The organism is Alishewanella sp. WH16-1, from assembly GCF_001441695.1.
In the GTDB taxonomy this organism is placed as follows: Bacteria; Pseudomonadota; Gammaproteobacteria; order Enterobacterales; family Alteromonadaceae; genus Alishewanella; species Alishewanella agri.
The window spans coordinates 54,204-77,968 of the sequence record NZ_LCWL01000038.1 but is presented as its reverse complement, the minus strand read 5'-3'; the positions used below and the strand labels follow the sequence as shown (position 1 = coordinate 77,968).

At 51.9% G+C, this 23,765-nt stretch carries 18 protein-coding genes and 1 pseudogene; 9 read left to right on the top strand and 10 right to left on the bottom strand.

Annotated elements, in window-relative coordinates; genetic code table 11:
• Nucleotides 1-93: 93 nt before the first annotated feature.
• The 4 genes and pseudogenes from AAY72_RS04520 (at nucleotide 94) to AAY72_RS04505 (ending at nucleotide 7,340) form a co-directional block, all read left to right on the top strand.
• Nucleotides 94-2,775 (top strand): HAD-IC family P-type ATPase, encoded by a 2,682-nt coding sequence (locus tag AAY72_RS04520; protein WP_057785752.1) that lies wholly within the window; start codon nucleotides 94-96, stop codon nucleotides 2,773-2,775.
• Between the two features lie 59 nt (nucleotides 2,776-2,834).
• Nucleotides 2,835-5,750 carry an MHYT domain-containing protein gene (locus AAY72_RS04515; RefSeq protein ID WP_057785751.1) on the top strand — a complete coding sequence of 972 codons (2,916 nt, stop codon included), beginning with the start codon at nucleotides 2,835-2,837 and terminating at the stop codon, nucleotides 5,748-5,750.
• Nucleotides 5,743-6,735, top strand: a pseudogene (locus tag AAY72_RS04510) (HD domain-containing phosphohydrolase). Before AAY72_RS04515 ends, AAY72_RS04510 begins: the two are co-directional and overlap by 8 nt.
• A gap of 131 nt (nucleotides 6,736-6,866) precedes the next feature.
• Nucleotides 6,867-7,340, top strand: coding sequence for a hypothetical protein (locus tag AAY72_RS04505; RefSeq protein ID WP_008983192.1), 474 nt, complete (start codon nucleotides 6,867-6,869; stop codon nucleotides 7,338-7,340).
• Here AAY72_RS04505 and AAY72_RS16445 read toward each other — a convergent pair.
• A complete protein-coding gene (locus tag AAY72_RS16445) occupies nucleotides 7,324-7,476 on the bottom strand; it encodes a kelch repeat-containing protein (protein WP_231728894.1) in 153 nt (50 codons plus the stop codon). The two genes, AAY72_RS04505 and AAY72_RS16445, sit on opposite strands and share 17 nt — an antisense overlap.
• 208 nt (nucleotides 7,477-7,684) lie before the next feature.
• Here AAY72_RS16445 and AAY72_RS04500 point away from each other — a divergent pair, with 208 nt between their 5' ends.
• On the top strand, nucleotides 7,685-9,130 hold the full coding sequence (locus AAY72_RS04500) for a PAS domain-containing protein (protein WP_231728893.1): 1,446 nt from the start codon (nucleotides 7,685-7,687) through the stop codon (nucleotides 9,128-9,130).
• Here the strand turns inward: AAY72_RS04500 and AAY72_RS04495 are convergent.
• Complete coding sequence (locus AAY72_RS04495; RefSeq protein ID WP_057785749.1) at nucleotides 9,127-9,801, bottom strand: pseudouridine synthase; 675 nt, start codon at nucleotides 9,799-9,801, stop codon at nucleotides 9,127-9,129. The genes AAY72_RS04500 and AAY72_RS04495 overlap by 4 nt on opposite strands.
• Before the next feature lie 105 nt (nucleotides 9,802-9,906).
• Here AAY72_RS04495 and AAY72_RS04490 point away from each other — a divergent pair, with 105 nt between their 5' ends.
• Nucleotides 9,907-10,605, top strand: a complete 699-nt coding sequence (locus AAY72_RS04490) for an RluA family pseudouridine synthase (protein ID WP_057785753.1) — start codon at nucleotides 9,907-9,909, stop codon at nucleotides 10,603-10,605.
• 50 nt (nucleotides 10,606-10,655) lie between these two features.
• Here AAY72_RS04490 and AAY72_RS04485 read toward each other — a convergent pair whose 3' ends face one another.
• Together AAY72_RS04485 and AAY72_RS04480 are read right to left on the bottom strand one after the other, a co-directional pair.
• Nucleotides 10,656-13,124 carry a prolyl oligopeptidase family serine peptidase gene (locus AAY72_RS04485; RefSeq protein WP_057785748.1) on the bottom strand — a complete coding sequence of 823 codons (2,469 nt, stop codon included), beginning with the start codon at nucleotides 13,122-13,124 and terminating at the stop codon, nucleotides 10,656-10,658.
• Nucleotides 13,125-13,285: 161 nt separating this feature from the next.
• Nucleotides 13,286-13,888: an FMN-dependent NADH-azoreductase gene (locus AAY72_RS04480; RefSeq protein WP_057785747.1), complete on the bottom strand. Its 603-nt coding sequence runs from the start codon at nucleotides 13,886-13,888 to the stop codon at nucleotides 13,286-13,288.
• Between the two features lie 252 nt (nucleotides 13,889-14,140).
• Here AAY72_RS04480 and AAY72_RS04475 point away from each other — a divergent pair, with 252 nt between their 5' ends.
• Both AAY72_RS04475 and AAY72_RS04470 read left to right on the top strand, forming a co-directional pair.
• On the top strand, nucleotides 14,141-14,731 hold the full coding sequence (locus tag AAY72_RS04475; protein ID WP_057785746.1) for a sigma-70 family RNA polymerase sigma factor: 591 nt from the start codon (nucleotides 14,141-14,143) through the stop codon (nucleotides 14,729-14,731).
• Nucleotides 14,715-15,389, top strand: a complete 675-nt coding sequence (locus AAY72_RS04470) for a ChrR family anti-sigma-E factor (RefSeq protein WP_008983184.1) — start codon at nucleotides 14,715-14,717, stop codon at nucleotides 15,387-15,389. Before AAY72_RS04475 ends, AAY72_RS04470 begins: the two co-directional genes overlap by 17 nt.
• 62 nt (nucleotides 15,390-15,451) lie before the next feature.
• On the opposite strand, the gene AAY72_RS04465 is transcribed toward AAY72_RS04470, so the two are convergent.
• On the bottom strand, nucleotides 15,452-17,692 hold the full coding sequence (locus AAY72_RS04465; RefSeq protein WP_057785745.1) for an aminotransferase class V-fold PLP-dependent enzyme: 2,241 nt from the start codon (nucleotides 17,690-17,692) through the stop codon (nucleotides 15,452-15,454).
• 134 nt (nucleotides 17,693-17,826) lie between these two features.
• On the bottom strand, nucleotides 17,827-18,543 hold the full coding sequence (gene fadR / locus AAY72_RS04460; RefSeq protein ID WP_008983182.1) for a fatty acid metabolism transcriptional regulator FadR: 717 nt from the start codon (nucleotides 18,541-18,543) through the stop codon (nucleotides 17,827-17,829).
• 187 nt (nucleotides 18,544-18,730) lie between these two features.
• Between fadR and dsbB the strand changes: the two genes are divergently transcribed.
• Complete coding sequence (gene dsbB / locus AAY72_RS04455; RefSeq protein ID WP_057785744.1) at nucleotides 18,731-19,267, top strand: disulfide bond formation protein DsbB; 537 nt, start codon at nucleotides 18,731-18,733, stop codon at nucleotides 19,265-19,267.
• A 48-nt stretch (nucleotides 19,268-19,315) separates the two neighbouring features.
• On the opposite strand, the gene AAY72_RS04450 is transcribed toward dsbB, so the two are convergent.
• The 4 genes from AAY72_RS04450 to AAY72_RS04435 form a co-directional block, all read right to left on the bottom strand.
• Complete coding sequence (locus AAY72_RS04450) at nucleotides 19,316-21,010, bottom strand: methyl-accepting chemotaxis protein (RefSeq protein ID WP_057785743.1); 1,695 nt, start codon at nucleotides 21,008-21,010, stop codon at nucleotides 19,316-19,318.
• 179 nt (nucleotides 21,011-21,189) lie between these two features.
• On the bottom strand, nucleotides 21,190-21,804 hold the full coding sequence (locus AAY72_RS04445; RefSeq protein ID WP_057785742.1) for an FKBP-type peptidyl-prolyl cis-trans isomerase: 615 nt from the start codon (nucleotides 21,802-21,804) through the stop codon (nucleotides 21,190-21,192).
• Nucleotides 21,805-21,908: 104 nt separating this feature from the next.
• Nucleotides 21,909-22,208: a YfcL family protein gene (locus tag AAY72_RS04440; protein ID WP_057785741.1), complete on the bottom strand. Its 300-nt coding sequence runs from the start codon at nucleotides 22,206-22,208 to the stop codon at nucleotides 21,909-21,911.
• Nucleotides 22,208-23,338, bottom strand: a complete 1,131-nt coding sequence (locus AAY72_RS04435) for an ATP-NAD kinase family protein (RefSeq protein ID WP_057785740.1) — start codon at nucleotides 23,336-23,338, stop codon at nucleotides 22,208-22,210. The genes AAY72_RS04440 and AAY72_RS04435 overlap by 1 nt, the downstream gene beginning before the upstream one ends.
• Nucleotides 23,339-23,765 lie beyond the last annotated feature (427 nt).

Sequence of the window (23,765 nt, the reverse complement as noted above, 5' to 3'; positions counted from 1 at the left end):
GGAGTGCTGTGGATAACTGTTTGATGCAGCGCAGGTCGATGACTGCCTTTTTCTGGCATACTGGGTGTAGTTGGTGAAAAAAGGAACAACGTTATGGCCACCGGTAAGCCAAAAACGGCAGCACCTGTTAACGCTCACAGCCTGAGCGCTAATCAGGTGCTGGCGACGCTTAATAGCGCTGAGCAGGGTTTAACCGCGGCGCAAGCACAGCACCGGGCAGCGCAATACGGCTCTAACCTGCTGCCACAGGCGGCTGGCCCCTCACTGTGGTATCGCTTTTTTAAACACTTTCATGACACCCTGATCTACGTACTGTTATTTTCGGCTGCGGTTACGGGCCTGCTCGGCCACTGGCTGGACACCGCAGTGATTCTGGCGGTGGTGATTATTAATGCCATTATCGGCTTTATTCAGGAAGGTAAGGCCGAACAGGCTTTGGCCGGGATCCGCCAGATGTTGTCGGTGCATGCCAATGTCTGTCGCGATGGCCAGTGGCAGCAAGTGCCGGCCGAGCAGCTGGTGCCGGGCGATGTGGTAAAAATCCGCTCTGGGGATCGGGTTCCGGCCGACTTACGCTTATTAGATACCACTGAGCTGCGGATTGAAGAGTCGGCGCTCACCGGTGAGTCGCAGCCGGTAGCCAAACAAACCGAACCTGTTGCGCCGGATGCGGCACTTGGCGATCGCAGCTGTCTGGCGTTTTCCGGCACCCTGGTCACGTCAGGGCGCGGTATCGCCGTGGTGACCGCCATCGGCGCGGCAACGGAAATTGGTCAAATCAACCAGCTGTTATCCGACGTACAGGGTATTACCACGCCGCTAACCCGGCAAATGAACCAGTTTGGCCGCTATCTGGCGCTGGTGATTGCATTACTGGCGCTGTTAATGCTGGCTGTCGGCATGTTGCTACACGACTATAGCCATGCCGAGGTGTTTCTGGCGGCGATTGGTTTTGCAGTAGCGGCGATTCCTGAGGGACTGCCGGCAATCCTCACCATTACCCTGGCGCTGGGGGTAAAACAAATGGCCGATCGTAACGCCATTACCCGGCGCTTAAATGCAGTAGAAACCCTGGGCGCGGTAACGGTGATTTGTTCGGATAAAACCGGCACCCTGACCCGCAATGAAATGACGGCTACCGAAGTAGTTACAGTGCAAGGCCAATATCAGGTTAGCGGCGTGGGGTACCAGCCGCAGGGTGAGCTGCGCTTGGCAGAAAAACCGATAAACCTGGCAGCACACCCGGCGCTGGCGGCGTTAATTGAAGTGGTCGCCGTAGCCAACGATAGTCAGCTGGTGGAAAAAAACGGTCAGTGGCTGGTACATGGCGAGCCTACCGAGGGCGCCCTGCTCTGTCTGGCAGAAAAAGCCGGCTTTGAGCGGGAACAACATCAGCGCTTAGCGGTGATCCCGTTTGAGTCGGAAAATAAATTTATGGCCAGTCTGGAGCAACACCGCAGCGGCAGCCGGCAATTGCTGGTAAAAGGTGCACCAGATCGCTTATTACCGCGCTGTTCAGTACAGCTGAATGCCCAGGGGCAAGCCGAGCCATTAAATGAGGCATTCTGGCAGCAGCAACTTAACCTGTTAAGTTCGCAAGGGCTAAGGGTGCTGGCCGCTGCGGGCCGTGATACCGAACAAACCGAACTGGGGCTTAGCGACCTAACCGGGCTTTGTTTTTATGGCCTGATTGGTATTATCGATCCGCCGCGCCCGGAAGCCATTAGCGCCATTGTCGCCTGTCGGGCCGCCGGGATCCGGGTAAAGATGATCACCGGCGATCATGCCGGTACGGCAGAAGCCATTGGCCAGGAGATGGGTTTAGCGGCCGATGCCACGCTTAAGGTCTATACCGGGCAACAGCTGGAGCAAGCCAGTAGCGAACAATTACAGCAGATGGCGTTGGCCGGCGATATTTTTGCCCGTACCAGCCCGGAGCATAAATTGCGGCTGGTACAGGCGCTGCAGCAACAGGGCGAAGTGGTGGCGATGACCGGCGATGGTGTCAATGATGCGCCGGCATTAAAACAGGCTGATGTTGGCGTGGCGATGGGCATTAAGGGCTCGGAGGCCAGTAAAGAAGCCGCGGATATTGTGCTGGCTGACGATAACTTTAGCACTATCGCAGCAGCGGTGGCCGAAGGGCGCACCATTTACGATAACCTGCGTAAAGCCATTTTGTTTATTCTGCCAACCAACGGCGCTCAGGGTTTAGTGATGCTTTATGCAGTATTATTTGGCATGACGCTGCCGCTGACACCCGTACAAATTTTATGGGTGAATATGGTGGTCGCGATTACGTTGGCGTTAGCACTGGCGTTTGAGCCGGCCGAACCCGGTGTGATGCAGCGCCCGCCAAGAAAAAGCAGTCAGGCTCTGCTCAACAGCGCCTTTCTGCGCCGAATTACGCTGGTATCTTTATTGATAGGTGGCAGTGCCATGGCACTATTTCAGCTGGCATTAGCACAGGGCCTGGATCTGGCCACCGCCCGCACCCTTACCGTAACGGCGCTGGTGGTCGCCCAGGCTGGTTATTTGCTAAATAGCCGGCATTTAAACAGTTTTAGCCTGAAACCCGCACTACTATTTACCAACTGGATTGCCTGGTTGGCGATTGGCATCCTGCTCCTATTACAGTTAGCCTTTGTCTATAGCCCACTGCTGCAATTGTGGTTTGGCACCCAACCCCTTAGCCTGCAACACTGGCTCTGGTCGCTGGCCGCCGCTGTGCTGATTATGTTATTGGTAGAAGTGGAGAAAAAGCTGCTCTGGTAAGGCTGTCGAAAGTTAGCTATGCTGCCTGATGTCGTAATAGGTAGTACGAGGCAGTATCTGTGATTACTGAGCTTTTCCGCATTCCTGCCGACAGTATTTTGCTGGACGGCAGTTACAATCTGGCACTGGTACTGCTGTCATTATTGATCGCCATCTTGTCTTCGGCAGCTGCCCTGGTTTCAGTAGAGCTGAGCCGGCAAAACCCATTACGCTGGCAACAACAGCTGGGGCTGTTGGCTGGCAGTATCAGCCTGGGTATCGGCATCTGGTCAATGCATTTTATCGGGATGCTGGCGTTTCGTTTATGCACGCCGGTTGACTACGCCGCGAATATAACCTTGTTATCTTTACTGCCCAGTGTGCTGGCATCCTGGGTGGCGTTGAATTTATTGCAACGCGAGCAAATTAAAGCGCTGCAACTGATTAGCGGCGGCGTACTGGTCGGTGCTGGTATTGGCACCATGCACTATTCCGGCATGGCGGCGATGCAAATGGCGGTGCAGTTACGCTATGACCCTGGCTACTTTGCGTTATCTATCGTGGTCGCCATCATCATGGCTACGCTGGCACTGTGGATCCGATTTGGGGTGCAGAGTTGGCAAAACCGCCTGCCAAGCTGGCAACTTAATTTACTCAGCGGCATCGTCATGGGCCTGGCGATCAGTGCTATGCACTACACTGGCATGCTGGCCGCGCGCTTTGTCGCGCCCGCCGGCTTTACCGCCAGCGACGATGTCGCCAACAGTCAGCACATGGCGCTGATTGTTACCAGTGTTAGTGTTCTGGTGACCTTGCTGGTGTTATTGCTGCAGGCGGTGATGAAGTTTTATCATGCCAAGCAGTCGCTAAATAGAAGTGAACAGCAATTCCGCTCACTGATCCAAAATATCCCCGGTGCCGCTTATCGTTGTTTACCTGATCAGCATTGGAGCATGCTATTTATCAGCGCGGCGGTCGAAAGCCTCTGTGGCTACCCGGCCAAAGATTTTTTGCTGCCCTCGCCGCGACAAAACTGGGCCGCGCTGATCCTGCCCGAAGATCAGCCTCTGGTGTCGGCGATTAATCATCAGCAAACTTATCATCTTGAGTACCGGATCCGCCATCGGGATGGCAGTGTGCGCTGGATGCTGGAGCACGGCGATACACTGCGCGATGAACAGGGCAACCTGATCGCACTGGATGGCTTTATTATGGATATTACTGAACGTCGGGAAATGGAAGAACAGTTACGTCTGGCGAAGCAACAAGCTGAACAGGCGGCAGAAGTAAAAACCACCTTCCTGGCAAATATGAGCCATGAGATCCGTACTCCACTCAATGCAGTGATAGGTTTTACTGAGCTGCTGCGGGAAAATCCTAACACGCCGGAAGCACCGCGTTATTTGGCCACGGTGCAACAATCGGCAAAGGCGTTGCTGGTGTTGCTAAACGATATTCTGGATAGCGCTAAACTGGAAAAAGGCAAACTGGAGCTGGAGCAGACTGACTTTAACCTGACAGAGCTACTGGATAACGTGGTTTCCACGCTGTGGGTCGAAGCGCGTAACAAGCAACTCGAGCTAAAGTTAATCCTTGATCCTAAACTCAAACCCTATTACTTCGGTGCCGCCGACAGGTTGCGTCAGGTACTGTTAAACTTACTGGGTAATGCCATTAAATTTACCGAGCGTGGCACTGTGACACTGGAGGTCAGTACCTCAGCCAGCGGCTTACAAATTGCGATCCGCGATACCGGTATCGGTATTGCTCCGGAGCGTCTGTCGCGTATTTTTGACCCCTTCACACAGGCAGATGCCAGCATGAGCCGACGCTTTGGCGGCACAGGCCTGGGTACAACCATCAGCAAACAACTGGTCGAATTAATGGGCGGCGCTCTGACAGCCAGCAGTGTGCCAGGCGAAGGTTCCTGCTTTACAGTTAGCCTACCACTGACCGCAGGCAAGGCGAGTACTCAGATCAGCAGCCCGCAACAGCTGCCGCCGTTACAGCTGATTATTGCCGATGATATCGAGCAAAATCTTGACTTACTAACCGCCATTCTGGAGCGTGATCAGCATCAGGTTCGTCGCGCCCGCAATGGTGCTGAGGTACTGCAGTTACTGACAGAACAAACACCGGATCTGGTGCTAATGGATATTCAGATGCCGGTAATGGATGGCCTGACCGCCTGTAAACAGCGACGGGCGAACGAGCAACAACAGGGCCTGGCCAAAGTACCGATTATTGCGCTGACCGCCAGTGCGTTTGCAGAAGATCGTGAGGCCGTATTCGCGGCCGGTATGGATGGCTTTGCCACTAAACCTATTGATATCAGCCTGCTGTTTGCCGAAATTGCCCGTGTGCTGCAGCTTCCTCTTAGCCCCCGTGCCGCGACGCCGGCTGCAGCCAGTATGCCAAGCCAGCTGTTGGATAGCGACCATGGTAGTGCCCTGTGGGGCAGTGAAGCGGCCCATCGGCGCGAATTACAGCGCTTCGCCGCCGGCCCGTTGCAGCATCTGTGCGAAGATTTACTGACAGCGGAGAGCGAACAGAACTTCAGCCGGCTGTTACAGCAAAGTCATGCTTACAAAGGGATCTGCGGCAATCTGGCGCTACCGGCCCTGAGTACGGCCTGTGCCAACCTCGAGCATGTATTGCAGCAACAGCAACCACAATTAATCCAACCCCGCCTGCGGCAACTGTGTGAAGTCGCCAGCCAAACCTGCAAGGCTATTAGCGCGCTGCAAAGCGATATCGAACCAGCCACAGCTGAGGTGCCAACGCAATCATTGGCAACCCTGCTGCAAGTGCTCGATCAGCAGCTACAGAACTTTGGCTATCAGGATGCGCTACTGGCGCAACTGGCGCCCTTCGCCACTGGCCGCTGGCACCTTGCCGTCAGCACCATAGTGCAGCACACTGAAGACTTTGACTTTAACAACGCGCGCAAACAAATTGCGGCCTTGTTACCCCAACTGCGAGAGCAAGATGATTAGTATACCCAGCGCTCAGCCTTGTTTGCTTCTGGTCGATGACGAACCGGTCAATTTGCGGGTACTGAAGTAGATTTTGCAACAGGATTATCAATTAATGTTCGCCACCAGTGGCGAGCAGGCACTGCAACTGGTCGCACAACAACGACCGGATCTGATCTTGTCGGATGTGATGATGCCGCAGTTAACCGGTTTCGATTTGTGCCAGCGACTCAAAGCCGATCCAGCGCTAAGTGCTATTCCGCTGATCTTTGTCACCGCCCTGAAAGAAGAAGTTGATGAAGCCAAAGGCTTTGCGCTCGGCGCCGTTGACTACATCACCAAACCGGTCAGCCCCGCCATTGTCAGAGCCAGGGTAAAAACGCATTTATCGCTGGTACAGGCCGACGAATTAAAACGTACCCGCTTACAGGTTATTGAATCGCTTGGTCGTGCCGCCGAGTACAAAGACAATGAAACCGGCATGCATGTCAAACGGATGAGCCACTATGCGCAGCTAATCGCACTGGCTGCCGGCTTACCGGCTGAGTGGGCTGAAGAATTGCTGCATGCGGCGCCAATGCATGATATCGGTAAGATTGGCACACCGGACCATATTCTGCTGAAACCCGGCCGGCTAACCGATGACGAGATGGCAATTATGCGCCAGCATGCCGAAATAGGCGCCGAGATCCTTGGTCAATGTGACTCCAGTCTGATGCAAATGGCCGCTAAAGTCGCGCGCTATCATCATGAAAAATGGGATGGCAGTGGTTATCCGCATGGTCTGGCCGGCGACGCGATTCCGCTGGAGGCCCGCATAGTCGCATTGACCGATGTGTTTGATGCGCTAACCAGCGCACGGCCATACAAAGCGGCCTGGAGCTTAGAACAGGCGCTGGAGTTTATTCAGCAACAAGCCGGTAAACACTTTGATCCGGCTCTGGTGCCCCTGCTGCTGCAGGAGCTACCCAAAATCCTCGACATTAAAGCACGTTGGGCGGATTAATATGAAACTCAGGTCAGTTCTGGCGTGGCTTGGCATTGATCAGGGCTATAGCAGCAAAGTTGGCTTTTTTACTGCAGCAGACTATATTCAACAGGTGGTTTTTGCACCCCTGTTCAGGAGTATAAACAGCGATGATACCCGCTATAAGCAATACTCAATATCCGGTTAATCAGCTGTTGCGTCAGCAAACGGAGCGTCAGGCGCAGCAAGCTGAGCAACAAGCGCAAGCGCTGGAACAACAAGCAGCGGCTAAAAGGCGTGAAGCGCGTCAGGCGCAGCAAACGGCGCGTGAACTCGATACAGAAGCCACGGAAGCTGCCAATCGAGCCAAGGTGTTACAACAAAATCTGGCTGCAGCGGACCAGCTTAGTATCAATCAGCAACAACTGACTGAGCGGTTAAATACAGCGCTGCAGCCTGCGCAACAGTCACGCAGCAATGCCAACAAGGCCGATGACACCAAAGCAGCCAGCACCAGCAATAGCATCAACATTGTTAATGCGGATAGCACTCGGGCGCAGAATCTTAACGCCAGTGCCTTGTTTAATGCGATTGCCAAACCGGCAGGCTCCGTTAGTGGCTTGGCTATTAATTTGCAGATTTAGTCTCCAGCTGCAGCCGATCCAGCTGCCCCAATGTTGCCTTTAAGCCAGCTTCTGCCGCACCACCAATCACATAGATTTGCTCGTCTATTACCACAACGCCATGACCATGCCGGGCTATGGGTGATCGAAAACCCAATGCTCAGCGGTATCGAAACTATCACGCCATTGACCATTGGCAGGTTCGTTAACGTGTACTTTAAAGCGGCTTTGCTATAACTTAAGTGGCAGGTGCAATGTCGCACGCTTTAGCTAAACGGAAAATTTCTCCCGCCAACCGTCTGACCGTGTTTTTTGTGCGTATGACTATTTAACACAGCGGCTACGGGAGCCATCAAAGGATGCTAATGCCGAAACTTATCCGCTTAATGCAAAATCATAATCTGGCCGCTGGCTTTCTGCTATTGGCGCTGTGTGCCATCTTACTGGCTGATAGTCTGACCCAGCTGGGTTTTGCCCATGGTGTACTCTACACCCCGCTGGTCGCGCTGGCTGGACTAAGTTACCGGCGTAAACTGCTTACTCTGACCGCCAGTGTCTCACTGATCGCCATTTGGCTGGGATTCTTTATCGCACCGGCTGCCCCGGCAGACTTTTCCTTGTTTTACGTGTTGGCAAACCGCAGTATCTCATGCTTAGCCATTGTCTTAATGTGGTGGTTTGGCGACCAGGCTATCACATTACGCCAAAGCCAACATGACCAGCATGTGCTGGCCAGTCAAACCCGGCTCGATTTGCAACTGGCTAATCAGGTAGCCGGCATCAGCCATTGGTGGTTGGATGATCATCTGAAGATGGTGCAACTGGATGAAAGTAGCGCTCGCTTGCTCGGCCTTAACGTACGGCAATTAACGCTGGAGCAATTTGCTTGTTGCTTTGAACAACAAGCCGGGCCAGAGCTTAAATTACAGCTGGAGCAAACGCTGGAAGCCAGCAGTCCGCTGAGTTTGGAGCTTAGGCTGCATCAGGAAAGCTCCCAGCCAGTATGGGTGAAACTTACCGCCTATGCCGATCCGGCCAGCCCGGGGGTATTGCGGGGTATTTTACAAGATATCCAGCAACACTATGATGAAGCCCGACGTTTACAAATCCAGCAACGACGCTTTCAACAGCTGGCTGACAGTTTACCGGTGAAAGTATGGACCGCCACCGCAGACGGTAGAATCGATTATGTATCGGAAACCTTTGCCAGTTTCAGTGGCCGGGATGCCGCCACTATCATTGCCGACTGGCTGCAGTTACTGCATCCGGACGAGCAGGCTCCTGTACTCAGCCACTGGCAACACTGTGTCAACGCGAAAGTACCTTACAATATTGAGTTTCGGATTTTAAGCGCTGACGGTAGCTATGTCTGGCATCTAACTTCGGCATTACCCATTTTTAATGAACAAGGCGATTTACTATATTGGTTTGGTTCGGCGATGGATATCAGTCAACAGAAGGCATTATGGCAAAACACCGATAATCTGCGCTTATCCTTATATCAAACACTGAACGAAATTACAGATGCTTTTTTTGCCTTGGATAACCAGCTCACTTTTACCTTTATTAACCCAAAAGCGCTGGAGCTGTTAACCGATCCTAAAATCCCGGCGCTGGGTAAGTCTATTACCGAGGTGTTGTACCGGCCAGGCAAGGACTACAGCGCTCTGACGACAGCGATTCAACGTTGTTATGCCAAGCAAAGCACAGAGACCCTCAGCCTCGTGTTGCCCGGTCAAGAACTCCCCGTTACCGTTCGGCTCTATCCAACGGTCAGCGGCATTAATGTGTTGTTGCAGCTAGCTGGTTAGAACGAGGCCGAAGCGTTAAAGGTTAAAACTTTAGCCGTCAGCGGATGCTGACAACTAAGCTGGGCGGCGTGCAATAGTAAGCGTGGTGACGCTTTTGCCAGCGCTGGCGGCGCATAAAAAGGATCACCGATGATCGGATGGCCGATCGCCGCCAGGTGCAGCCTGAGCTGGTGTGAACGGCCAGTTACCGGCTCTAACTCAAGCAATGAACTGTTATCTGCCGCCCGGTATGACAATACGCGATAGCGGGTTAACGAAGCTTTACCGCTGTGCTGACAAATCTTATACAGTGGCCGTCGTTGTTGATCAGCAGCAATCGGCAGGTTGATCTCGCCCTGCCCGTTTGCCAGCTGCCCGCCAACGCGGGCTTGATAAAACTTACTGATAGTGCGCGCCTGAAATTGCTTACTCAGCTCTGACAATGCCCGTTTAGTCAGCGGTAATAAAATGATGCCCGAGGTATCATAATCCAGCCGATGCACCACCTGAGCCCCCGGAAACTCGCGCTGCACCCGGCTAATCAGACAATCACGATTTTCCGGATGCCGACCAGGTACTGTCAACAGCTGGCAGGGTTTATTCACCACCAGCAACACATCGTCCTGATACAGAATTTCATAGGCTTCCGGACTGGCCGGTAACACCGCCAAATGTTCTAACTCGGCACTCATACTGGGTCTCATTGTTCTCTGTTGGCGCTATTATGCCGTAAAAAGGCCTTGCAGGCAGCGTCAAAACCATTAAGCTGCCGCTAAATGCCGCAGTTGAGCCTTGTTATGTCTGAATTTTCATTTTATCAGCCACCGAGTAGTCCGTTACAGATCCTGTTTCAGGATAAAGACTTACTGGTGGTTAATAAACCCAGTGGTTTGCTGACTAACCCCGGACGGGCTGACCAGCTGGCGGACTCCCTGTTAAGCCGGGTGCAGGCCATCTACCCAACCGCCCTACTGGTACACCGGCTTGATCTTGGCACCTCGGGGGTGGTTGTTTTTGCCTTGCGGCGCAATGCTGAACGCGAGTTAAAGCGCCAGTTTGCTGAACGCCTGGTGAAAAAACGCTATCTGGCGGTCGTTGCCGGTAAGATGACACCACCAAATGGAGAAATTACCCTGGCACTTAGTACTGATCCGCTCAAGCCACCCAGGCAAAAAGTCGATGCCGCAGGTAAACCCGCGCAAACCTTTTATCAGGTGCTGGCGATTCGCGATAACACTAGCTTAGTTGAACTCAGACCGGTAACGGGCAGATCGCACCAACTACGGGTACATTTAGCAGCCCTCGGGCATCCGATTTTGGGGGATAATTTTTATGCCTCGCCGGCGCAAGCGGCTGCGGCACCGCGCTTATTGCTGCATGCAGCAGAGCTGCAGCTATTGCAGCCCTACAGTAAACAACCACACTGCTTTAACGCCGACACCGATTTTGTCAGTGCCGACGGCAACTGGTCAGATCGCACTCCGGTACCGGTATGACCTCTGAGGTCTGGCCGGTACCGGAGTGCTGTGGATAACTGTTGTAGAGATTAAAGGTTTTGTTCGAACAGTTTGTGGATGCGGCGATATTCGTCTAACCAACTGCTTGGTTGCCGGAAACCGTGTGGTTCAACCGGATAGATCGCCGTTTCGAAGTGGATAATTTCCTGCTCAATTAAACGTTGCACTAACCGCACCACATCCTGGAAGAACACATTGTCATCAACCATTGGTGCATTGATTAACAAGGGTTTCTTTAAGCCTTGGGTGAAGTAGATCGGTGAGCTGCGTTCATAAGCAATAGGATCAATATCCGGTGTATTCAGAATGTTCGACGTGTACGGGTGGTTATAATAGGCCCAGTCACTCACCGGACGCAGCGCGGCACCGGCCTGGAACAGCTCTGGTTCTTTAAACAGCGCCATAAAGGTCATAAAACCACCGTAGGAGCCGCCATAAGTGCCAATGCGCTTGCGATCAACATTGGCATTTTTCACCAGCCACTCAACCCCATCGACCAGATCCTGAATTTCCGGTGTGCCCATCTGCCGGTAAATCGCCGTACGCCAGTCACGGCCATAACCTTTTGAGGCGCGGAAATCCATATCCATTACCACGTAACCTTGTTGTACTAGCAGGTTATGGAAGAAGAATTCACGGAAGTAGCCTGACCAACCCAGATCACTGTTTTGCAGATAACCGGCACCATGATTAAAGATCACAGCACGACGTGGCTCACCCTGCTGATAATCGGCCGGCAGATAAACCTTACTAAATACCGGATGCTGACCATGGCTGGACGGTACCGCCACCACCTGAGGCGCTACCAGCGGCAACTTGCGGAATTCCTCTGACACGGTATTAGTCAGTTGTTTCAGCGCTGCGCCCGGCTGCGCGTCGGCGACGTAAAGCTCTGGCGGCAGTAAGTTCGTCGAATGGCGCAGCAACAGCTTTTGCTCATCCGGAGATAAGGTAAACTCAGTACTACCCAATAAGTTAGTCAGTTGTTCCGTTTTACCAGACGCCAGCGCTAACCGGTAAACATTGTAGATCCCCGGATGACTGACGTTGGCGGTGTAGTACAGGTATTGGTCGTTATGGGTTAATACCGGATTGCTCACTTCAAAAGTACCAGCCGTCAGCTTTTTCGCATTGCGATCTGTCAAACCCTTAGTATAAAGGTGTGAATAGCCACTCTCTTCCGACAAGAAATACAGTGTTTCGCTGTTGTTGAGCCAGCCGAAGTCATTAAAGGCATAATTTACCCAGGCTTTGTCATGTAAGCGGTGCTGCGGCTGTAACTTTTTGCCTGCCAGATCAACAGTCGCGATCCAGCGATCTTTGTTATCAAAGGCCTTTAACATTACCGCCAGCTGCTGGCCGTTCGGATGCCAGCGCAGCGCACTCTGACTCCAGTACCAGTCGGTCATTAAGCCGATATCGCGGATCACTTTGGCGGTTTTATAGGTTTCACCACGTGCTTTAGCATTCTCAGCTTTGACATCAGCCAGCACGTCTTCATTGTAACCAGGTAGGCTGGTATAGCTAAGCTCATGCTGACTGCCATCGCGCAAATCGACCAGAATCAATTTTTGTGGCTCGGGTTTAAAATCATTCACCCTTGGCCGTACCGGCTGCGCCAGAATATCGCCGCTCGCCGAGATGTAATTCGGCATTATATCTTTTTCATTGCGGCTGCTTTGTTTGCGGGTTGCCAAAACCAGGTGAGTACCGGCCGGTGATAAACTGGCATCAACAATTTGCCGACCTTTACCGACATAAATAGCTGCAGCAGCCAGGCTGGCATTTTCCTGCCGTAACTGCTGCTCTGCCTGATAACGTTCGCTTTGGTTACGCTGTTGTAAGGCAACAAACTCAATCAGTTTGTGCTGTTCCTGTGCCAGGTAACCTTTCGGCACTGCAGGCGCTTTTGGCGCATCCTCTGTTTTCAGGCTGGCAATCTCGCTGTGGCTGCCGTTCGCGAAATCATAAGCGATAAAATCCCAGCCTTGCTGATACACCAGGCGACCATCCAGTAAAAACTGCGGCCGGCTGTGGCTATTATTGCTGCGCGTTAGCTGCAATAACTCGCCGTTTTGCAACACAAAGACATTACCTTCAAACACATAAGCCGCTTTACTGCGGTCGGTGTTATAAACCAGCTGTGCCGCACCCATCTGATGCCAATGCGCCAGTTTTACCAGTTCGCCATTACCTTCTGCCTGCAGCGGGCGACTAAACCAGTCGCGCAATTCACTGCCTTCGCGTTTGCGCTGGTAGTAAACGGTGCTGCTATCCGGTGCCCAAAACGCCGTTTCCGGTTGCCGGCCAAGCCAGTCCGGATCGGCCATAATTTGTTCCATCGTTAAACGGATGCCAGGATCAGCAGTAAATACCTGCTCAACGCTGACGGTATTGGTATTCCAGGTTTGTACTTCAGCTTTCGCCTGAACTGCAGGGCTATGCCAGCACAATGCACTCAGACTCAGTGAGAGTAAGGCTTTGCGGAAAGTTTTCATTGTTCTCATTCTTACTTTGTGACAGGACCGCACAGTTATACAAAGGCTACCAACAGAACGCAACCTTATGCGGCTGAATGCAAAACAGATACGCTAAAAAACATAAAGCCGGCAATTGCCGGCTTTATCGCAAGGTGTAACAGGTGTAACGTCGGGCAAACTTAAACAAATAGCTGCTTTGCCAGTTCGGTCAGTTGCTGTTGTGCCGCACTGATACCTTTCTCAGCCGCATCCGGCCCCATATTCAGACCTTCCGCATAAACAAAATACAGCTGGGTTAAACCGATAAAGTTAAAGAAGGTTTTCAGAAACGGTACCTGTGAGTCAGCCGACGTATTGGCGTAAACACCACCACGCGCCAGCGCAAAAATTACCGGTTTGTCCTGCAGTAACCCCACCGGGCCAGTTTCGGTGTATTTGAAGGTAACACCAGCGCGGGCCAGACGGTCCAGCAAGGCCTTTAATTGGCTTGGTAGTGCGAAGTTGTACATTGGCACACCAAAAATCACGGCGTCCGCAGCTTGTACTTTTGCAATCAAATCGTCTGAGTGAGCAGCCAGGGCTTGTTGCTCCGCGCTACGCTCTGCAGCAGGAGTCATCCAGGCGCCGATTTCTGCCATTTCTAAATGAGGTAAGGGTTTAGCACCAAGATCAATCTCTGTTACCTGCGCCTGTGGCAGCTGGGCTAACAGATGTTGGACTAATTTCGTCGAATTACCGTTGGCACCGCTAATAGAACTGTTAATAACCAGAACGTTTTTCATCTTTGCCTCCTTTGGCGAATCTAATGCAGGTAGTTTACTTATAATTTTTAGAAAAAAAATCTGATTATTTTGCTAAATACGTTCTATTTTTTGAGAGCTTAAAAAACAAACCAGGCGGCAGCAGCCTGCGTAAAACACCATGAACCCATAAGTTAACAGCTGGTACAGCCAGGAACGTCAAATATGTTGGATTCTACCGCGCTGACAAGGCATCATGAGCTCTCCGGAACAGCGACCAGGATGCCAGAACGAATGACCATTAGTGCCGAGCCACATATCCGCAGCGGGCAGTGGGAAGATGCACTCAACTTTGTAGCGTTAAACGCTGATAAAGCTGCGTACGCTGAGTTATTTAATTATTTCGCGCCGAGATTAAAAGCCTTTGGCATGAAAATGTTCGGTAATGAACAACAAGCGCTGGAAATGGTGCAGGACACCATGCTGAACGTGTGGAAAAAAGCCCGCTTGTTTGACGCCAGCCGCGGCTGCGCATCAACCTGGATTTTTACTATCGCCCGTAATGTACGCTTTGACATGTTGCGGAAAAAACAAAGCCGCAAAGATGATATCAGTGCCGATGATTTATGGGCCGATGGCGATTATCCAGAGTTGGAAGAATCGTCCAGCGATCAGTGGGAAACCATGTTGCTGAGTGAAAAGCTGGCACCTTATTTTGATGCTTTACCTATCGCACAGCGCCTGGTAATGCAAAAAGTTTATCTGGAAGAAAAATCACATCAGGAAGTAGCAGAAGAGCTGGATATCCCGCTTGGTACCGTAAAGTCCCGGATTCGGTTGGCTCTGGATCGTTTGAGAGAGGCATTAGATGACACACGCAGTTAAATATCATCCCGGTATGATGTTAATGGAACAATATGTTGAAGGTACGCTGGCGCCCGATGTCGCTTTGGCGGTAGCAACGCATATTGATTTATGTCCGCATTGCCAGCGCCTGTGTCAGGATATTCACAATGATCAGGCAAGCTCGTTGGCTGCTGATGATGCACCAGTGATGGCTGACGATTTCGCTGCACTTTTTTCCGCCATTACCGCTGAGCCTCAGCTTGAAAAGCCGCGTAAGACGCAGCAACGCGATGCAGTGACAGTCAACATTAATGGTCGAGAGTTTCGCGTACCACGCGCGCTGAGCCGCCTGGCTAATCAGCATGGCAAATGGTTACAGCTAGGTGGTGTGGCAACAGCCAAGTTACCGGCTGGCGATAAGATGCATGTATCTTTGCTTTATATTGATAAAGGTACTGAAATACCTAATCACACCCATCTTGGTTTGGAAATGACGCTGGTGTTAAGTGGCACCATCTGTGACGAGAACGGTGAATATGGTGCCGGGGATTTGTTAATCAATACACCAGCAGATACCCATACTCCCCATACCCGGGCGGATGAAGATTGCTTGTGTTTGTCGGTGCTAAGCGCGCCATTGAAGTTTAATAAAGGCTTAACGCGGCTGTTAAACCCGCTCCAACAGTTTTTTTACTGAGTAAACAACCTGATGCAGCATGTTTGCGCCGGCCTTGCCGGCGTTTTTTTTGCCTGCCCCGACTAACTGAGTAGAGCCACACCGCCCTGTAAATTCCACAATTGCTGAAAGCCCAGACGCCGCAATACTCTGGCAGCTAACAAACTACGATTGCCACTACGACAAACTAACAATAAAGGTAAATCAGGCGTTAAACTGTGCTGTAGTACGGCATCACATAAACGCGATAACGGTACTTGTTGGATCCTGGCGCTGGCAGGTAAATACTGGCTCAAGGCGCCAGCACTTTGTTCATAGGGTTCACGTACATCTATTACCAGGGGCTGCTGCGTACTAAGTAATTGCGGCAACTGTGCCGGTTTAACTAACGCTATAGCATCATCCGTTGTCACTTCAACATAACCACACAGATAGCTGCTGGCCTGTTGTAACTGCTGACATTGCTGATTAAGCGCCTGTCGCCATTCCTGCTCTGGCGCATTAGCCAGTAATTTTTCCAGTAGTGGGCTTTCGGTCAAGGCCAGATCAAGGCGGGTAACAAAACGTTGCGCATAATCATGGCTGGAGAACAGCAGCGTGTCAGGATAAAGCTGCTGCGCCAGCCGCTGTACACTCTGTTGCAGCGCCAGCGCATCACTGCCAGGCAAGTCGGTGCGGCCAATGCCACCGGCTAAAATCAAATCACCGACAAAGGCGGCTTTTAAATCACCGTGCTGCGTTAACAAATAACTGTAGGCCGTATCACTATGCCCCGGTGTCGCCAGCCGTCGTAACAGAAAAGAATCAACCGCTATCTCAGCGGCAGCCTCTGGCCAACCAAACGCATCCGTTGCGGCCGCACTAAACAATTGCCGCAGCAACTGCGCAGCTTGCCCGGGCTGTTGATGATAATGCGTTTCTAATACCCAAACCTGGCTAATCTGCTGGCTTTGGATAATATTGGATAAGCGCTCGGCTAACGCCAGCACCGGATCAATGATCACCGCCTGGCGGCTTTGCGGGCACAGCAGTAAATACGTACAACAGGCATCAAATTTAAATTGGTACAGACCACTGGCACTCGGAATATTAAGCGGGTCGCCATCCGTTAGCACCAGACCATGTTGTTGTACTACCGGCACCAAATCGGTAAGTCGTTGACAGGCCTGCTGACATTCCTGCGCCGTAAACGCCGGACCAAAGGATAACCGGATCGCGCCCTCGCTGCGCCAACGCGCCAACCCCATTGCATCTAAAACAAAGCTGCCTGTGACTTTCGAGCTACAGGCTGAGCCTGAGCTGACGCGGATCCCGGCGGCATCGAAAAGATCCAGAATATCTTTGGCGAAAAACCCCGGTACCGAAAAGTTTAGGGTGGTGGGCAGGGCATAAGGTAACTCACTGTTTAACACCAGGGACGGGAACAGCTGCTGCAATGCCGCCAGTAATTGTTGACGAAACTGCTGTAGCTGTTCACTACTGGCAAAAACACTTTGCTCATTACTCAGTAATTGCTCAAAAATATAATGCAGTGCCGCAATACCCGGCAGGTTTTCCGTACCCGAACGCAAACCGCCCTCTTGCCCACCACCAGTGATCAGGGGCTGGTACGGTGCGCCCTTACGCACATACAAAAAACCGATACCCTTAGGGGCATACAGTTTATGTCCACTAAAGGGCGCATAATCGATCGTCGTCGCCGCCAACTGCAGCGGCATCTTACCGAGCGCCTGCACACAATCAACTAGCCAGTAAGCATCGGGTTTTATACTGCGGATTAATTTTTCCAGGGCGCGTAAATCTTGTTGCACCCCAGTCTCGTTATTGGCAGCCATGGTGCATACCAGAGCCGCATTCGGTAATAGCTCCGCTAACGCCGTTAAATCCAGTAAACCGTTTGCTAATACCGGGATTGGCTTTACGCTTGCACCAAGCTGCAGCACGCTATTCCAGTGTTTCAGGCTCTCAGGTACCGCCTTATGTTCGGTGGCGCCATACAATAATAAGGTATTAGCTCCGGCTAAACCGCGCTCACGGATCGCCAGTAACGCCGATAGTACTGAGGTCTGGATCCCTTCTGTTGCTCCAGAGGTAAAAATAATCTCACCACTGCTGGCACCCAATAACTGCCGGGCCAGATTACGGGTTTGCTCCAGCAAGGCTTTCGCTTTAATACCTGTGCTGTGGCTGCTACTAGGATTGCCAAAGCCCTGCTGCATGCAGTGCTGTACCGCAGCCGCGGCACCAGCCAAAACTGGGGTAGTGGCATTATTGTCCAGATAAATTTCACTCAGTTTCCGACAGGTCTCAGGTACCGCAGGCATGACAGACTCCGTGCACAGTATGCTATATAACTATTGGGAATATCTTATATCATTTTATTAGTTCAGCCCAGCTCGACCAGCAACAAAAAAGCCGCAGAGCGAAGCTGCGGCTTTATTGTTTGTATCGGTCTAACTTATTCCATCAAATCACGGGGAATGGTCGGCCGCAGTTCAGACCAGATCTTACCGCTATCGATACCGTATTTACGCACAGCCATCACCACGTCATCGTGTCGGCCAGCCTGTGCCAGCGCTTTTAGCTGTTGGTAGTACTGACGGGCCAGTTCCCGCGCTGCCGGGCTGGAGAAGTAAAAGCGGGCAATTTTGTTATACAGGCCGCGGAAACCATTTAAGATTAATACATAAATACGATTCGACGAATGCAGAGCTAACTCATGATTCAAATTATAGTCAAAGTCAGCAAAGGCTTCGGCAGTATCTTCCAGGCGCTCGGAGCCGGTCAGAAAATCAATCACCTGCTGCTTATGGGTTTTAATCGCACCACGAATATAGATAGCACTGATATTAGTCCGCGCTGATAATAACTCATCGACCAGATCCGGCATCCGCTCTTCGTCCAGACGTGCCAGGGTTTCCAGAATATTCAGACCTGAGGTTTCCCAGAAGTTATTTACCTTAGTCGGTTTGCCATGCTGAATGGTAAGCCAGCCATCACGGGCCAAACGTTGTAATACCTCGCGCAGCGTCGTGCGGGTAACACCAATTAATTCAGACAGTTCACGCTCTGCAGGTAAAATGGAGCCAGGAGCAAATTTGCCATTCCAGATGGAATCGACGATATATTCTTCGGCAAAACCCGCCGGGCTTTGCGCTTTAATCAGATTGGTCATGCACCGTTATCCGTGTCAATAAATGTTCTTATTAGTTGCCACTGATTGTACCAGAGCCGATGCCATTAACAAGTCAGCATGTAAAAATAGCTTGCCAAGCGGGTTATTCACGTCGTAGCCGCATTGTGAATTTTGTCGAAATCCCTTAGATTAGCCAACAAAACAACAACAACAGATACCAATAACCATGTTTAAAACACTGAAATCTTTATCAATGCAGCGCTGGCCCTGGCTACTGTTAGCGCTGACCGCTCTGGCGATGGAGCTGGCCGGCCTCTATTTTCAATACCAACTTAATTACCAACCTTGTATTAAATGTATTTATATCCGGGTCGCTTTTGCCGGGATCTTAGTCGCCGCCTTATTAGTATTACTGGCGCCGCGTCAGCTGCTGTTGCGTCTGTCAGGCACCTTACTTTGGCTTGGTAGTGCCTTATATGGCTTATTTCAGGCACAAGAGCTGGTCAATATAGAACAAACACTCGCCAGTGGCGGTTTTACCACCTGTGCGTTATTCGCGGATTTCCCGGCATGGTTGGCGTTAGATAAATGGCTACCGACAGTATTTGAAGTCACCGGTACCTGTGGCGGTGTTGATTGGCAGTTTGCTGGTTTAACGATGGCGGGCTGGAGCCGGGTATTAATGGCAGCTTATGCACTCAGCGCGCTGCTGATTCTGCTAAGTCAGTTGGCTAAGCTCTCACGTAATCCTTATCGGGGTTAACATTAAGGCCGCAACAGCGGCCTTAATTTTTGACTCACCCTGTGATAATTAGACTTTATAATTCCCCACCAGACTATCCAGTTCAGCGGCCAGCGCATTTAAGCGTTCACTGGTGCTGGAAGCGCGGCGCGTTCCCTCAGCGGTTTCTTCGGTGACCACCACGATTTGATGTACGTTCTCGTTAATGGCGCCGGAAACATGAGTTTGCTCCTCGGCGGCGGTGGCGATCTGCGCATTCATATTGTTAATGGTATTAACCGCACTACTAATTTGATTCAGTGCCAGCTCAACCTGCCGGATCTCGTCAACACTACTTTGGCTGCTTTGTTTTAACCGGCTGATAAGATCAATGGCGCCCTTAATACCGGCTTGCAGGCGCTGGATCATCTGCTGAATTTCCTGGGTACTTTGTTGGGTGCGGCTGGCCAGAGTACGCACTTCATCTGCAACCACCGCAAAACCACGACCCGCTTCGCCGGCGCGCGCCGCTTCAATAGCCGCATTCAGTGCCAGCAGGTTGGTTTGCTCAGCAATGCTGCGGATCACATCCAGTACTCCGCCGATACTGTCGGATTCTTTGCTTAAATCGCCAATAACCGAAACCCCATGCGTCACCTGCTCCGCCAAACCATCAATTACCCGCACTGTTTGCAGCAAAGTCTGCTTCGAGTTACTGACCAGATCCTCGGCATTAGCCGCGGCTTCAGAAGCGCGCATGGCGCTATCTGCTACTTCGTGGGCCGAAGCCGCCATTTCGTTCATTGCTGTAGCCACCTGATCACTCTCAGATTGTTGGCGTGCCACGCCCTGCCCGGCCTGGCGCATAATGCCATTTAGCTCATTGGCACTTTCATTCAGCGTTTTGGTCGAACCCGCGACCTGTGCCACCAAATCCCGGACCTGACTGGCGAAACGGTTAAAGGCCTGCGCCAGTTGCGCTAATTCATCGTTACCCTCAGCCGTTAAGCGATGCCGTAAATCGCCGCCACCCTGAGCAATGTCGGTCATGGCGCTTACTGCCGATTTCAGTGGTGTAATAATACTGCGTACTACTACCAGGGCTAGCAAGGTAATCACAATTAACGCAATAGCTGCGGTGACTATCGAACTCCAGAGGCTGGTTGCCAGCGAGTCATCGACTCGCTGCTGCATTACTGCAACCTGTTTATCCAGGCTGTCGATCCAAAAGCCGGTGCCTAGCATTAAACCCCATTTGGTGAGCTCTTCGGCATAACCCAGTTTCGGATCCGTGGTATTGGTTTCCGGATTATTCCAGTGATAATACAAATAGCCTTTGCCACTGCGGGCGGCATTCCATAGGCCCCGAATGACTTCAACGCCGTTCGGATCTTTTAGATCCATCAGATTACGACCCTGCAAGGCGGGGTTAGCAGCGTGCATCACATTGACACCCTGCTGATCATAGATAAAGAAGTAGCCCATGCTGCCACTGTCATCAAAACGCAGTTGGCGCAAGATATTTATGGCTTCTTCCCGAATGGCCGGATTGGTTGCGGCATCCGGCGCATTATAAAGATGAGCAATGGCCGTTTTACCCAGCTCCATATAGTTTTTAATTACTGCCTGCTGGCTTTGGCTATACACCTCTGCAAAGCCATCCACGCCCTGCTGGCCAAGGCTACGCGCCTGCATTAAGCTAAAAGTCACCAGCACTATTGCCAGTAAGGTGCTGGGTAATAACGCCAGCAGGAGGATACGGGTTTGAATGGTCAAATTTGCCATAAGCTACTCTCAGTTCGGTGAATAAAAAACGTCTGCTGAAAGTATAACGTCTGTTTAGAAAACTGCAGAAAAACTGGGGGCTTAGGCGACTGTTTGCTGATCTTTTCAGCAATTTTATCAGCATTAAAAGCACAAAGCCGGCAACGCCGGCTTTTTCACATGGAAGCGGAAACTAAGGGTTACAGAATCGCCAGCAGTTCCACATCAAATACCAGGGTGCTGAAAGGTGCAATAGCATTGCCGGCACCGCGCTCACCATAGGCCAGGTTATGCGGAATATATAGCCGCAGTTTTGAACCTACCGCCATCAGTTGCAGCGCTTCAGTCCAGCCAGCGATAACGCCGGATACCGGGAATTCTGCTGGTTCACCGCGCTGATAAGAGCTATCAAACACAGTGCCATCAATCAGGGTACCGTGATAGTGGGTACGCACGGTCGAGGCTGCGGTGGGCTTATCGCCTTCGGCGGCTACCAGAACTTCATACTGTAAGCCAGAAGCAGTAACGGTTACTTCCGGACGCTTGGCATTTTCTGCCAGGAACATTTCACCGGCTTCTGCCAGTGCCTGGGCTTTTTCCTGCTCTTCGACCTGCATGCGCTGGCTAATAACGGTGAAAGCAGCACGGATTTGCTCATCGCTAACTTCTGGCGCCTGCTCGTTGTAAGCAGCGGCTAAACCGGCTGCGACAGCGGTAATATCTAAACCATCGAACGGACGATCAGCCAGTTGCTGCCCCATTTGTAAACCGATACCGTAGCTGGCGTGCTGCTCTAACGTAGTAAATTTTGACATGGATTTCACTTGTATTGACGGGTGCAGCCGGGCTGCACCACTGTTAAAAGATGGCAGTATCTTACGTCAATTACCGCCAAAAGTCTTGTTCAGGCTGCCTTGACTCAGGCAGCCTGTTGTAAACGTTGCCAGATATCCTGCACCAGCAATTCGTCTGTTGCATTTAGCTCGCCCTGGGCAATCGCCTGCTCCAGGCTATCGTTAACCTGTTGCAGCAAGGTGGCCAGGCTAAAAGGTTGTTCGGCCAGTTGCAGGGTTCCGACGGCTAAATCAACATGACCACGTAAATAGCCGGCGGCAAATAGCTCATCGTCCGTGGCAACCGGCACTAACTGGTCAAAAAATTCCGCCGCCCGGGCAATAAAGTGTTCGGTATTGCAGTGTTCGGTATTGCTATCTTGCATTATGCTTCGTCCTCATAACCTAAGCGGTAAATCACATAATCGTTGTAACCGGTCAGCACCGGGATTAAGCCCTGTAACTCGCGATCTAACACCGGATCGCCAGTATCGGCCAGTAATGGCCGGCCATTCAGTTGCTGCAGCTTGCTCTTAGTCGCCAGTAGCAGAATGTTGTCGCGGCCAATGGCGCGGATCACGGCCGGGGAGAGTTGTTGATTACCGCGGCCAAACACATGGCCCTGACCACCAATCAAGGTAATAATTAATTTGCTGGGGGTATTCTGCACCAACTCCAGCAACTGCGCTGCGGTCACGTCTTTGGCCAGCAACTGACCATTTTCGACCACATCAACACCAAGCAGGGTATTGTCCAGCCCCAGTTCCGCCATCACCGCGGCAACAGTCGAGCCAGAGCCCATCACATAACGCACATCCGGTTCCATTAAGCCGGCAACGTAAGCCGCTAAATCATCCAGTACCAGCTCTTCTGACTCCTTGCCGGCCATTTTAACGCTTTGTACATAACGCAGCTCAGCCGGAATGCGCATCTCGCCATAGCGGCGGGCTTTAACGACCCCTTGACGAAAGGCACTTTCATCAATATCCATCACTGCGGCTTCCTGCTGACTGACCAGCTCACCGGCGACCAGTTTCGCCAGCAGCTTACCGGCGGCCAGCGGCGAAATCGCATACACGCCGGAATGGATCTTACAACCGGCAGGGATACCTAAGACAGTAGTTTTAGCGCCGACAACGCTACAGACATTGCGCGCTGTACCATCACCACCGGCAAACAGCAGTAAATCAACACCAGATTCGGCAATCACAGCTGCAGCCTGCTCGGTATCTGCCGCGGTAGTAAGTGAATCCGCTGGGGTATAGCAAAGCTGGTAATCAAAACCCAACTCTTCACAAAGCTGCTGCCCCATATCGCCAGCGACGGTGACGATTTGTAGCTTGTCACGCAGCGGCAGCAGTTGCTCCAGGCTCTGTCTGGCACGCTGCTGCGCCATCGGCACTGCACCAAGCGCCAGCGCCTGCTCTGCCATGCCATCACTGCCTTTTAAACCGACACTGCCACCTAAACCAGCCAACGGATTAACAATCAAACCCAAGCGAAACTGCGTTGTCATCGACCTCACCTGTGTGACAGCTTTCGAAATTGCTGCGCATTGTAGCGATTTGACTGCGGCTTGCCCAGCGCTGTGCCTGACAACCTGGCAACGAAGCAACTTAGCAACGTAGCAGCCTGGTAACCTGGCAACGAAGCGACTTAGTAACGTAGCAGCCTGGTAACCTGGCAACTAAACTTGCTCCACTGGTTGGACTACTTTAGAGTAACGGCATAACCCAGCGTGTTCTAGGGCGTGTTGACGTTTGCTGCTTAGATTTTGTTCGCACTGGCGGCGCTTTGATCGCGAAACGAGGAGCGCAGTTTAGTTATTCTAAATAAGTGACGAGTGACAAAGAGCAAAGCGTCGCCAGCGCGAACCCTTCGGGCAGCGTTTGGCTGGCGTTTCTACTGCGTTATCGCTTGTTCATGTAGAATAACTACACATC

Bases quoted from the DNA above. Each gene is read 5' to 3' on its own strand.
- fadR (WP_008983182.1), bottom strand. From the start codon at position 18,543: ATGACCAATCTGATTAAAGCGCAAAGCCCGGCGGGTTTTGCCGAAGAA.
- AAY72_RS04435 (WP_057785740.1), bottom strand. From the start codon at position 23,338: ATGACAACGCAGTTTCGCTTGGGTTTGATTGTTAATCCGTTGGCTGGT.
- AAY72_RS04520 (WP_057785752.1), top strand. From the start codon at position 94: ATGGCCACCGGTAAGCCAAAAACGGCAGCACCTGTTAACGCTCACAGC.
- AAY72_RS04445 (WP_057785742.1), bottom strand. From the start codon at position 21,804: ATGTCAAAATTTACTACGTTAGAGCAGCACGCCAGCTACGGTATCGGT.
- AAY72_RS04480 (WP_057785747.1), bottom strand. From the start codon at position 13,888: ATGAAAAACGTTCTGGTTATTAACAGTTCTATTAGCGGTGCCAACGGT.
- AAY72_RS04505 (WP_008983192.1), top strand. From the start codon at position 6,867: ATGATACCCGCTATAAGCAATACTCAATATCCGGTTAATCAGCTGTTG.
- AAY72_RS04470 (WP_008983184.1), top strand. From the start codon at position 14,715: ATGACACACGCAGTTAAATATCATCCCGGTATGATGTTAATGGAACAA.
- AAY72_RS04450 (WP_057785743.1), bottom strand. From the start codon at position 21,010: ATGGCAAATTTGACCATTCAAACCCGTATCCTCCTGCTGGCGTTATTA.
- AAY72_RS04500 (WP_231728893.1), top strand. From the start codon at position 7,685: ATGCCGAAACTTATCCGCTTAATGCAAAATCATAATCTGGCCGCTGGC.
- AAY72_RS04475 (WP_057785746.1), top strand. From the start codon at position 14,141: ATGACCATTAGTGCCGAGCCACATATCCGCAGCGGGCAGTGGGAAGAT.
- AAY72_RS04490 (WP_057785753.1), top strand. From the start codon at position 9,907: ATGTCTGAATTTTCATTTTATCAGCCACCGAGTAGTCCGTTACAGATC.
- AAY72_RS04440 (WP_057785741.1), bottom strand. From the start codon at position 22,208: ATGCAAGATAGCAATACCGAACACTGCAATACCGAACACTTTATTGCC.
- dsbB (WP_057785744.1), top strand. From the start codon at position 18,731: ATGTTTAAAACACTGAAATCTTTATCAATGCAGCGCTGGCCCTGGCTA.
- AAY72_RS04465 (WP_057785745.1), bottom strand. From the start codon at position 17,692: ATGCCTGCGGTACCTGAGACCTGTCGGAAACTGAGTGAAATTTATCTG.
- AAY72_RS04485 (WP_057785748.1), bottom strand. From the start codon at position 13,124: ATGAAAACTTTCCGCAAAGCCTTACTCTCACTGAGTCTGAGTGCATTG.
- AAY72_RS04495 (WP_057785749.1), bottom strand. From the start codon at position 9,801: ATGAGTGCCGAGTTAGAACATTTGGCGGTGTTACCGGCCAGTCCGGAA.